The organism is Streptomyces liliifuscus, assembly GCF_016598615.1.
Lineage (GTDB): Bacteria > Actinomycetota > Actinomycetes > Streptomycetales > Streptomycetaceae > Streptomyces > Streptomyces liliifuscus.
In genome coordinates, this window is sequence record NZ_CP066831.1 from 4,748,650 (window position 1) to 4,760,217 (window position 11,568).

Below are 11,568 nucleotides of genomic sequence, written 5' to 3' on the forward strand. Positions count from 1 at the left end.
CTCACACCCCCACATGGATGAACGGCGCCCAGTGATACGGGTGCCGGTCGGCCGCGGCCGGTCGCCGCGCCGTTTCGCTGTCGCGGGACGGGCCGGAGTGCTCGTCGGCGGCCCATGAGCGGGCCCGGGGACGCGGGCCGGGGTCGATCCCGGCCCGGCGGGCGAGCAGGCGGAACTCCTCGTGCCGTTCCGTGCCGGACAGGGCGCGCACCTCGCGTTGTGCCAGGGCCAGCGCGGCGCCGACGCGAGCGGCCGGGTCGTGGACGAGGTGCCGGTACATCCTGGTGATCACCAGGCAGCCGACACTGTCGTGCACCGGCCACAGCGACACCACCGCGTGCCGGGCACCGGTGATCAGGGCGGCCCGGGTCAGCCCCAGGACGTCGCCGCCCGCGGTGGCCCTGCCCCGGCCGGTGTCGCAGGCGGAGAGCACGAGAAGTTGCGGACCGCGGGCGACGGACAGGAGGTCGGCGAGGCCGAGGGAGTCGTCGCCCGCCAGCGGCAACCGGCTGCGGTTCGGGGCGAGTTCGTCGACGAGGCCGTGAGCGGCGAGATGCAGCACGTCATGGCCGGGCGCTGCCTCCAACACTCCGGCGCGGGTCGCCCCGGCACCGGTGAGCAGCCGGCTGCGGGGCAGCAGCCGGGCGATCTCCGCGGTCTCGACGGCGGTACCCGGGAGCTCCGGCAGTCCGCGGCGCGGATCGCTCGCGGGGGCGCCCACCAGGAGGGCCCCGAGTTCGGTCCACGGCCGGTCCGGCTGCTGCGCGAGTCGCCGCGTGAGCCCGGCCGCGGCGGGCAGGTACGACACCTCGTGGGCAGCACCGAGGACGTCACCGTTCCAGGGCAGCGCGTGGAACGGCAGCAGGGCGAGCGTCGCGGGCGGCACCACGATCACCCGCCGGCACTGCTGGAGCGACGCCGCGAAGGGCCGCAGCAGCCACTCGGCGAGCCGGCGCCCGTCGGCTTCCGCGGGACCGCTGCCCACCGCCGCGGCGCACCAGTCGCGGAAGCGGCGGGCGGTCGCCACCACGTGGTGGGCGAGCTTCCCGTGGTCGGGCGGACTCGTCACGTGCTCGACCAGCAGCCTGTCGCGGGTCATGGCCCAGCCGACCAGCGAGTCGTCGAAGAGGTGGTGGGCGAGCAGCACGGTGTCCAGGGGCAGCGCCTCGGCCACGGCCGCCGCGTCGGGCAGCACGTCGGCGCCGACGGCGGTGAGCGCGGCCGGAACCCGCCGCCGCACCACCGTCTCGGCGGCACCCAGCGCCTGATCCACCGCCTCGATGCGCATACGCCGCTCGGTCGCCTTCGGCTGCGCGTCCTCGGACAGCCGCTCTCCGGTGGCGGCCGCCCGGTCGCCGCGCGAACCGACCGCCTCACGGCGGATGGCGCCCACGTGCTCCTCGAACTCCGCGGCCCAGCGGACCTCGGCCGCCAACCAGTTCCTGACGGCCGTACGGTCCTCCCGGTCCGTTCCCGCGGCGTCGAGGGCGCGGACGGCGCCGAGGAACCCCGCCCGGCCCCGCTCGGCCTGCGTGAAGGCGGCGGCCTCCGCGTCCCTGCCACCGGGCAGCAGCGAGGCGATGACGGCTGCGTGGTGGAGCCCGGCCGGCACCGGGTCGTCGGCGAAGGAGGCACGCAGCGTGTCCCTGGCCAGCCTGAGACGGTGTTCCTCGTACGCGGCGAGACCGCGCGACGCGTGGTCGGCGGCGTCGCCGTAGGCGCCCTCGGCCAGTGCCAGGTCGGCCTGCAGGGCGGCGAGTTCCCACGAGTGGTCCTCGTCGGGGCCGACGACGCCGACGAGCGGCACATGCCCGCGCGCACGCTCGGGCCGGCCCAGCCGTGTCCAGAGGGCGGCCGCCTGAACGGCCGAGAGCCGTGGCTCGATCGCTCCGGCCTCGGCGCGGGCCTCCTTCCACCGGCCCAGATCGGCGAGGGCGGAACAGCGCACGACACCGCGGAAGATCTCGTGCGGAATCTGCCCGGCCTTGACGAGCGCCTCGCCGGCGAGGCGGTCCGCCTCCTCCTCCAGCCCCGCCGAACGGGACCGACGGGACCGGAACAGTGCCTCCTGGGCCGGGCAGGCCGCCAGATCGGAACGGAGGCCGTCGAGGACCTCCGTCAACGGCCCGGCCGCCACGAGGAGTCCACCGATGCCGAGTGCGCGTTCGATGCGTGAGCGCGCGGCGGCCATCAGATCGGGATCCCGCGAGGCGGAGGCCTGGTCGTGGAATATCTGGGCGCTCTGGATGGCACCGAGGCAGTGCGCGAGCTCGGGCGGCTCGCGCAGGTCGGTGCGGCGCCGGATCCGTTCGATGTGGTCCCGCTGCTCCAGGTCGGCGACGACGACGGCTGCCAGCCGGTGCCGCGCCGCCACATAGGTGCCCGCCGTCGGCGGGGCCTTCGTGTCCCCGGAGTTGTCGTCCCGGTCGGGGGTCAACAGCCGGGCCAGCGACGCGGCACGGTCGCTGCGCACGACGTACCCCTGCGCGCTCCAGGACTCCGCCCGGTCCTGGACGAGCCGGGCCAGTCCGCGCAGCCAGGACGTGCTGCCGACTGTTCTGGCCCAGGCGACGACGGTCGCTGCGGTGTCGGCCTCGGTGCTGGATTCGGTGTCGGACTCGGTCCCGGATTCGGTGCTGGATTCGGTGTCGGTCGCGGATTCGGTGCTGGACTCGGTCCCGGATTCGGTGTCGGTCGCGGATTCGGTGCTGGACTCCGTCCCGGATTCGCTGTCGGTCGCGGATTCGGTGTCGGGCTCGGTATCGGCTGCGATCAGGTCCAGAACCTGATGGATCCGGAGCAGCGCCGCGCAGGCCCCGTCACCGGCCGCCACTGCCGCTGCGAGCGCCGCCGACACGGTCGCGCGGCATGGCTCCGCCTCGCCGCGGAGTCGGTGGATGTGCGCGAGACGCAGCAGCGCCGCGGCTCGTCCGCGCTGCGAGCCCGCCACGCGGTAGGCGGCTTCCGCAAGTTCGTACCGTTCGGCGGCCCGGGTCAACTGCGGAGGGGTCGGCGGGACGTGTGGCAGGCCGAGGGCGCATTGTTCCGCCGTACCAGGAGGGCCAAGTTCCCAGTCGCCCCTGAGGAGTTCGGCCAGACCGGTCGGGGCGGGGCGCCCGGAGGCGTGCCGGAGTGCCGCGTGCAGCAGCGGGACGGCCGCCTGCCGATCGCCTGCCCGGACACGCAGATCCGCGGCGAGCAGGAGATGACAGGCCACGGCCTCTTCGTGGCCGGCCTCGGCAATCGGCTCGTACAGGCCGTCGTACCACCTCAGCGGTTCGTCGATGCCCTCCGAGACGTCCCATTCCGCGCCCTCGGTCCGCGCTCCGTAGCGGGATGCGCGCTCACGCGCGGCCTGGGCGGTCATCGCGTGTCCCAGTGTCATGCGCGCGGAGAGGAGAACGGGAATGAACCGGCCGGCGAGGTGCGCGCACAGCCGCAGCCGCTCGTCGGCGACGAAGACAGGCCCCCCGGACCCCGGGGTTCCGGTTCCGGTTTCGGCCCGTAACGGTACGAGGCACGCTCCGGGCTGCCAGTTGGCGTCCATGGCGAGCCCGGCTGCCCGCATCGCACGGGTGAGTGCCTGGGACGGTGACGGTGACGGTGGCGGGTGGTCGTGGGAGGCCGAGGAGCCGACGACGCCGCCGCCGACGACGGCAGCGGGTGACAGCCCGTCCAGGAACGCCAGGGCCCTCTTCGGTTCCCCGGCGGCGAGCGCGGCCGCCGCCGCGAGCCAGGTGTCGAAGGGCTCTCGGTGGTCGCTGTCGGATGGGCCCGGCGAGCCGGCCACGCGGCCGTTGCCCCCGTGCTCGGTCCACGTCTCGGCGGGATCGACACCTCGCTGCTCGGTGAGCAGCAGCGCGGCCAGCCGAGCGACACGGAATCCGTCCCCCATACTCCCTTCGACCCCGCCCTTCATGATCTTGGCCACGCTTTCCCCTCCCCCATTTCCCCTCCCCATTTCCCCGCCGCCGCATCCCCGGACCCCGACGGTAACGGCGATCAACAGGAATGCACCATGCCTGTTTCACCAACGTCAAGAACAGTAAATTTCCGATCCACCATCCGATCGATTACGAACAATTCTTAGCAAGCGGGCAGAGAAACAAGGTAGATGGAGAAGCCGCAGGCCAAACCAGCTGTGCGACGCGGACCGGTGCGGTGCGGTGCGGCGGTGCTGTACGGCGGTGCGGTGCGGCGGTGCGGAGGCTTCACGGCCGAGCCTGCCCAACCAGACCTTTCCGACCGTCACGGAATTTCGCCCTGCAATGGGTATCACGGGCTGCCCGAACCAATTCCGCACCAGAACTGGTTTTCCACGTGCGGCGATGATTCCAGTGTTGGCGGCGTGCGCGGCGTCGGCACCACCGGAACGGCCGTCCACGCACAGCTCGAAGCCTCCCTGCGGAACGGACGCCTCATCCACTACGGCATCAAGGCGCAGCAACAGCTGACGTTCGGCCTCGGCTCAGCTTCAGCTTCGGCTTCATGCAGAACTCGACTCGACCAGTCGGGCACTGCACGAGGCGTGAGGAGGAAGGAGCCTCCCTCCTCAGACCCACGGCCTGCCACCCTCGTCCAGCCTCCAGACACCAGCGCCCGCCTGAGTCCAGATCCGGTACCCTGTGGACCGAGCGCTCTCGGCGGGCGCTGCGGCGTGTCACGCGGTCCACCGCGCGCCTCGTCCCCGCAGCGACATGGTCCAGAACGCTCAGGGCTTGACCGCGAGACCAGGCACGATCTGTTCACCAGTTCCGTACAAGGTTTCGCACAAGCCCCGCCTTCGTAGCTCAGGGGATAGAGCACCGCTCTCCTAAAGCGGGTGTCGCAGGTTCGAATCCTGCCGGGGGCACACGACTAAGGGCCAGTTCAGAGGCTTGATCCTCTGCAACTGGCCCTTTGCTGTGATCACGGCCGCGCCACACCCGCGCCACAAGTGTCGGCTAGGCCGTGTCTCTCTGATCAGGTCAGGCCCGGGGCGCCCGGCATCGCAGGCTGATCCGAAGGACACCGTCCCAGGCGGACCGAATGCGCGGGCAAGGGCGCCGAGCCAGCCGTTGACAGCCGTTGACAGCCGTTGACAGCCGAGTTTCGTAGGCAAACCGTTGTCGGCGCGTCGTTGCCCGGTGGGCCCGTCACCCGCATCCTGACGGCTGAGCACGATCACGATGAAGAGAATGAGGGTTTCCCGCACATGCAGCAGATCCCTGACCTCGGAAAGAACTCGCTCGGCAAGCCGGATCCGTGGGCCAGGGTCCGAGGGCTCGCCTGGTGGCAGTTGGTCCTCTCGATCGTGCCGATCCTCTTGCTGTCGGGCGGCGGGGCGATAGGCGGGGCCATCGGTACGGCGGGCCTCTTCGCGAACCTCTCCCTCGCCCGTAAGCCGTTCGGGACGCCGGTCAAGCTCCTGGCGATGCTGGGCGTGGTACTCGCCTCTTATCTGGGGTACCTCGTCGTGGGTCTCGCCTACAACCTGCTCAAGGGCTGACCCCCTCCGGCCGGGATTCCTGATCTCGGCGGCCTGGGCGATGGGCCCGGGGCGTCCGGCCCTGATCCGCCGGACCGCCCGCGTCCGACTTGTGGCACAGCCCCAGGGCGTGGCCCAGTTCGTGTGCCGCGGTCTGCCGACGTTTCCGCTATCGGCGAGGCCGTCACGGCGGCCGCCCACCCGGCTTCGACCGCGAGGCTTACAAGCAACGGAACACCGTCGAACGCTGCATCAACGGCCTCAAGCAGTGGCAGGGCCTGGCCACACGAACCGACAAACTCGCCATCGCCCATCAGGCCGCGCTCCACCGCGCCAGCATCCTCATCTGGACCCGACACTGAGAGGCCACATTTTCTCGTCTGCGGTCGGCCAGGCCGAAGGCTCGTGCCGTAGAAGGGGCTGTCGCCGATCAACGATCCCAGCCGTCCTCGCCGCCTGGACCAACCATGAGAGAGGCGACACCGTGGCCGGTCAGATGCCAGGACTCGAACTGAGGGTCCGGACCAACCCAGAGCCCTGCGCCATCCTGAAAGTCGATGACCAACACACCCCGGTCGCGCACGTCGACCGCAGCGACCGACTGCCCGTAGAGCGCTAGAACAGGTGCGAGACGCACGCCTGTGCCAGGATCCAGCTCGTGCCACTCGCCAGCGGCGTCCCGGAACAGAAACGGCGCCTCCAGTACCAACTCGGCGTCCAGCCGGTACCCCTGATCCGGATCCAGGGCACACAAGTTGAGCCTCACCTGCTGATCAAACGCTGTGCGCTCTACCCGAGAGCCAATCAAGGCCACAGGAACCTTCACGCCGTCCCCCCACATCCCGTAACAAGCCGACAGCCCGACGGCCAGAATAGGGCTGTGGATCAGAGGGCGCCCGTGCCACTACCGTGCCAGAACGGGCGGGGACTCACGGGGAACGGGGGTCCGCAGGGGGAGTTCGGCCGGGACTCTGCCCACGGTACGAATCTGCAGGTCACTCACGGGATCGCCCAACCTCGCTCACCCCGTACGCTGACCGCATGACGAGGTTGATCGTCGCAGCAGGAGGAGGGGGCGACGCAGTCGCCGCCGCCATGCTCCACACCGCCCTCTACGGCGACGAGGAGCAGACGGTGATCCTCACGTACGCGTGGGACCGCCTCCTCATCGACCCGGTACCGGGCCCGCGGGGGCTGGACAACTTCACCGGCCTCGAACAGCTCACCCCGGCAGTCTGGACAGTGCCGGCGGACGCCCGCCCGATCGCACCCGCGGGCTCCACGCTCCCCCGGCTTGCGGCAGAGCTCCCGCACACCTTCGCCCTGATCGACCCTCACCACGGCGCCGAGGGCATCACACGCCAACTCGAAGAGCTCATCGCCCACTTGTCACCGGAGACGATCGACCTGCTCGACGTGGGCGGCGACATCCTCGCCCGGGGCGACGAGCCGACCCTGAAGAGCCCGCTCGCGGACGCCCTCACGCTTGCCGCGTGCTGCCAGGTGAACGCAGCCATCCGGCTACTGGTCGCAGGCCCCGGACTCGACGGCGAACTACCCCTCGACGACCTACGCGACATGCTCGGCCCCCTCGTCCACACCTTCACGGCCAAGGACGTCGAGGCAATCGGCTCCGTTCTGGAATGGCACCCGTCCGAGGCCGCCGGAATGCTCGCCGCCACCGCCCGAGGCGTACGCGGCACCTGCGAGGTCCAGGACGCCGGCCTACCCGTCACGCTCACGGACGAAGGCCCCACCGTCCACGAGGTCGACCTGGACGACGCCGTCACCCGCAACCAACTGGCCCGCGCCATCATGGAGACCGAAACGCTCGACGAGGTCGAAGCGCACAGCCGGGAAGTCTGCGGCTACTCGGAAATCGACTACGAACGCAACAAGGCCGCACAGCTCAAAGACCAGCAGCACACGGACCTGGTCCCACAGACCGTGCTGGCCCAACTCGACCAGTTCGAGGGCGAAGCCCGGCGCCACGGAGTCACCCACACAACATTCCGCCACCTCACCGAAGCCCTGAACCTCAACGGCTCCCAGCGCGAGGACCTACGCCAACTCCTCATCGGCAGCCGCCCCCAACAGTACGAAGCGCCCCTGTGGCGGTTGACGTGAGAGACGAGGACACCCCTTCGTCCAGCCTTGAGCCACCCGACCCGAACCGGGTCCTCACTCGAACCAACTGGGCCGCGTTGCGTCACGCATACGGGCCGGCGACGGACGCGCCCGAGATGCTGGGCGCGCTACTGAACGCTGATCAGAGCGTGAGAACCAGGGCGCTCGACAACGTGCACGGAATCCTGCATCACCAGAACACGATCTACGAGGCGACAGTGCCTGCGGCCCGGTACGTGGCAGCGGTCCTGTCCGACCCGAGGACATTGCTGCCGGTGGACAAAGCTCGCGGATCCTTCCCTGGCTGCATGCGTGCCGAACTGCTCACGTGGATTGCGTCGGTCGCCGACGGCGTGAGGGATGCCATTGCCTTCGACGACTATCCACCGGCCGTTGCAATGCGTGGGATGCGACCGCTGCTCTTCTCGGCCGCTTCAACATACGTTGATGACATCGATCGCCACGTCAGTGAAGCAGCGCTCGCCGCATGTATCCCGCTCCTGGATGATGCCCGGTTGGTGCACCACCGAGCGGCGCTGGTGCCCTCCGTTCGCGAGGTCCTTGGAACAAGCGAACTCTGGCAGCACCGAGAACGGGCCATCGACGCCCTCGACGATTGGGGCGAGGACTCCTCAGGACTGGAAGGCCAACGGAACCCCTTCCTGTTCTGCGACACCGACCTGTCGCCAGATGACTTCTCGTGGCATCCAGGGTCAAGAGAAGGGCAGCACGAAGAACCGCCTTTCTGACATGAGCGACGTGGGACGCGGCCGAGGCGAAGGGTGCGGGCTGGTTTGTTGGCTCCAGCCCTGGTACATCACTTTGTCATGAGCATGAATGCGATTGAACTGCACAGCATAAATCGTTGGGAGGCGTCCTTCCTGCGCGAGGAGGTGGACGGCTACTTCACTCACGGCATCGAGTGCACGCCGGGCGCGACGGTACTCGACGTGGGCGCCAACATCGGTGTGTTCTCGGCCGCCGTCTATGAGCGGCTGGACGGAGACGTGCGGATCTACGCCTTCGAGCCGATGCCGCCACTCCACGCGACACTGGAACGCAATGCTCGTGAGTTCTTCAACGGGCGTCTGACCGCGCTCCCTTACGGCCTGGCGTCCCGTGACGACGAGCTCGATTTCAGCTACATTCCGGCCGCCACGATCTTCTCGTCCTCCTCGCGGGATCAGGGGAACATCGAGGACGAGCGGCGCCGGGTCACCGCCAGCGTTGTCGAAATGATCCGCCAGGGCGGCCTGGGACCGGTCCTGCGCCGCGTACCCGCCCCCGTCCTCACTCCTCTCATCAGCCGCAAGCTGCGGGTGCTGCGGCGGCTCGAGACGCACCGGGTGAAGGTCAGGCCCCTGTCATCGGTGCTCGACGAGCAGGGCATCGACCACATCGACCTGCTGAAGGTCGATGTGGAAGGCGCCGAACTCGAGGTACTCAGAGGCATCGAGGAACGGCATTGGCCGCTGGTCCGCCAGGCCGTCGTCGAGGTGGAGGGCTGGCAGCAGAACCGCGACACAGTCCGCGAGGTCCTCCTCACACACGGCTTCAAAGTCAGCACCGAGCAGGACTCGGTGCAGCGGGCCGGCGACATCGGAATGGTGTTCGCGGTCAGGCCCTGACCACGCGCAGCACCCGGCACTCAAGGCGGTAGGGGATCGTGGAATCGATCCGCTACCGGGCGATCCAGTAGTGCCGGCTCACAGCATGATGTGCGTCCCCGACTGGCGCATGTCCTGCTCCGCACCACGGATGACGTGATCACGGTGACCATCCACGAGTTCCCCGACATCGCCGTCAGCCCTGACTATCCGGACGCCGGCGGCACCGATTTGGCAGTCGGGCTATCCACGTCCGGCGTTCGCTCACACTGTGTGGATTGCCTCCGGCACTGTGCTCAGGAGACATGGTGAGGCTCGCTATCGCGCCGAGTGGGCGATGCATCCGTGCCCCTTCGGATTGGTCCAGGGCCTCTGCAGGCTGCACATCCGGGACGACGTCTGCGACCTGTCCCACGACCTGCCACGCCCGTAGGCAGCACGCGCGGCCGTCTCAGTTTCCGTCCCATTCAGCCCCGTTCACGGCCGTTCAGACGGGACCAGGACCAGGGTGGTCCTCACACAACCGCCGATGAACCCAGGCGAACGTCCCCGTACGCACCCCAACTTCCCACCCCCACAGTTGGAAAGCGTGTTGGTAGGCAGGTCAGGTTTCCTCGTCGCTCGGATACGTCCATGGCCTGATCTCCCACTTGTCGTTCGGGGCCGTTTGTGTGAGCGGGAGGGTGTCGCCGTCGTGGTGGGCCGGAGGCTCGGCCGACCCGGGTTGGGACGACGGGCCATAGACACCTGACACCCACACGTGTTCCCGCGTGCTCAGGAGGACCACGCCGCGAGGAGTTCCGCCGGGCCGTACGCGGCGTCGAGCCCCGCGCAGTCGGTGCCGCTGCGCGAGAGCGCGATCACAGGCACGGGAGCAGGCGTGAGCGCGGCGCGGTGTCGGTGCAGCGCCGCGAGATCGTGCCGGTCGAACGGGGAGTTCTCCAGCCATTTCACCGAGCCGACGAACAGCAGTTCCTTGGCGACCGGCGCGCGGTCCGCTCCTACGACGTCGATCTCCACATCGTTGGTGCGGGTCCAGTAGCCGCCGATGGCGGGGGCGGCGGGGAGGTTCGCGTCGGGCAGCAGCCGTGCCAGCGCCTCGCGCACCAGAGGTTCAACGGCCCTGCCACGCCAGCTGGTCCAGTTTTCGCGGATGCGTCGCAGCGTCAGGTCGCCCCGGCCCCGCTCGATCTCCTCCATCGCCGGGCCCAGGAGCTTCAGCCAGAAGCGGAGGTAGGGGTCCGCGACCCGGTAGCGACGGTCCTTCGAAGGTCGCGTGGACACGGGAAGCTCCGCCGCGATCACCCGTTTGTCCATGAGGATCGCCAGCGACCGCTGCAGCGGGGTCGCCCCGATCCCGCCGGCGGCGCGGGCGATGTTGGAGAACGTCCGCTCACCGCTGCCGATCGCCGAGAGGACGGTGCGGGCCTGGACCTGCTGGGGGAACTCCGCGGCGAGCGAGCGCTCCGCCGACACCAGCAAGGCCGAGACCGGATCGCTGAGTGCCGCTTGCAGGAACTCCCACATCCCGGCGCCGTGCGTCCACTCTGCGCAGATCAGCGGCAGTCCACCGGTGATCAAGGCCGCATCAAAGGCCGAGGCGGGATCGAGGTCCAGCATCTCGCCCACCTCCGCCGGGTTGAGCGGACCCAGCACCATCTCCCGTCCGCGCTGGTGGAACGGGCGTCCATAGTCGTTCAGCGCCTCCATCATCGACAGGTCGGAGCCGATGAGAACCAGCAGAACCGGTTTCGTCTCCAGCACTCGGTCCCACGCCCGCTGAAGCATGCCCTCGAAGGCGCCCTCCGCGTCCATCAAATAGGGCACCTCATCCATGACCACCAGGCTCGCCCGGTCGTGCGGCAGTGCCGCCGCCAGTACATCGAAGGCGGCGTCCCAACTCGCCGGGCGGGCAGCGGACAGCAGATTCGACAGCGGAAGGCTGGATGACTGCGCATCCTGGCCGAGGCGCTCCAGATCCGCCCCCGACGACGCCCCCGTGGCGGCGTAGAAGAGGAACGGCGCACCGGACCTCTCGGCGAATCGCTCCACCAACCGCGACTTACCCACCCGGCGGCGCCCCCGAAGCATCACGCACCGCCCGGGTCGCTCCCCACCGAGCCCGGCCGTCACCTTGCCCAACTCGCGATCCAGCGTCTCGAGCTCGTGCCGCCTGCCCACGAAATCTGCCATGCCGTCACCTTTCAGCTCCAAGCAACACCCCAGAGGCTAACATCAATGTTAGTGACATTATTGTTAGTTTCGGAGGGATGGGAGACGCCGCTCCTCGGCCCACCCGGACGCCACCCCCTCGGCCCACCCATGGGAGAAGGTCAGTCTTCCGCACCCAGCGCGGTCCGCCATTAA

General features: G+C 69.3%; 7 protein-coding genes, 1 tRNA gene and 1 pseudogene. 6 read left to right on the forward strand and 3 right to left on the reverse strand.

Annotation, left to right across the window (positions count from 1 at the left end; all coding sequences use genetic code 11):
* Position 1: 1 nt before the first annotated feature.
* The gene (locus JEQ17_RS50500; protein WP_200396514.1) at positions 2-3,931 is read right to left on the reverse strand and encodes a CHAT domain-containing protein; all 3,930 of its coding nucleotides are present in this window, start codon (positions 3,929-3,931) and stop codon (positions 2-4) included.
* An 848-nt stretch (positions 3,932-4,779) separates the two neighbouring features.
* Here JEQ17_RS50500 and JEQ17_RS20010 point away from each other — a divergent pair.
* The 3 genes and pseudogenes from JEQ17_RS20010 to JEQ17_RS20020 form a co-directional block, all read left to right on the forward strand.
* Positions 4,780-4,852 (forward strand) — tRNA-Arg (locus JEQ17_RS20010).
* Positions 4,853-5,194: 342 nt separating this feature from the next.
* Positions 5,195-5,488, forward strand: coding sequence for a hypothetical protein (locus JEQ17_RS20015; RefSeq protein ID WP_200396515.1), 294 nt, complete (start codon positions 5,195-5,197; stop codon positions 5,486-5,488).
* Positions 5,489-5,634: 146 nt separating this feature from the next.
* Positions 5,635-5,829, forward strand: a pseudogene (locus JEQ17_RS20020) (IS5/IS1182 family transposase); the annotation flags it as partial.
* A gap of 68 nt (positions 5,830-5,897) precedes the next feature.
* Here the strand turns inward: JEQ17_RS20020 and JEQ17_RS20025 are convergent.
* Positions 5,898-6,293 (reverse strand): DUF6188 family protein, encoded by a 396-nt coding sequence (locus JEQ17_RS20025; protein ID WP_234048277.1) that lies wholly within the window; start codon positions 6,291-6,293, stop codon positions 5,898-5,900.
* A gap of 215 nt (positions 6,294-6,508) precedes the next feature.
* Here JEQ17_RS20025 and JEQ17_RS20030 point away from each other — a divergent pair, with 215 nt between their 5' ends.
* Genes JEQ17_RS20030 through JEQ17_RS20040 form a run of 3 tightly spaced genes read left to right on the forward strand, consistent with a single transcriptional unit; the run spans position 6,509 to position 9,222 of the window.
* Entirely contained in the window at positions 6,509-7,594 is a 1,086-nt protein-coding gene (locus JEQ17_RS20030) for a DUF1152 domain-containing protein (protein WP_200396517.1), read from the forward strand.
* Complete coding sequence (locus JEQ17_RS20035) at positions 7,591-8,343, forward strand: hypothetical protein (protein ID WP_200396518.1); 753 nt, start codon at positions 7,591-7,593, stop codon at positions 8,341-8,343. Before JEQ17_RS20030 ends, JEQ17_RS20035 begins: the two co-directional genes overlap by 4 nt.
* A gap of 48 nt (positions 8,344-8,391) precedes the next feature.
* The gene (locus JEQ17_RS20040; protein WP_200396519.1) at positions 8,392-9,222 is read left to right on the forward strand and encodes an FkbM family methyltransferase; all 831 of its coding nucleotides are present in this window, start codon (positions 8,392-8,394) and stop codon (positions 9,220-9,222) included.
* A gap of 753 nt (positions 9,223-9,975) precedes the next feature.
* Here the strand turns inward: JEQ17_RS20040 and JEQ17_RS20045 are convergent.
* Positions 9,976-11,394: an ATP-binding protein gene (locus JEQ17_RS20045; RefSeq protein WP_200396520.1), complete on the reverse strand. Its 1,419-nt coding sequence runs from the start codon at positions 11,392-11,394 to the stop codon at positions 9,976-9,978.
* Positions 11,395-11,568 lie beyond the last annotated feature (174 nt).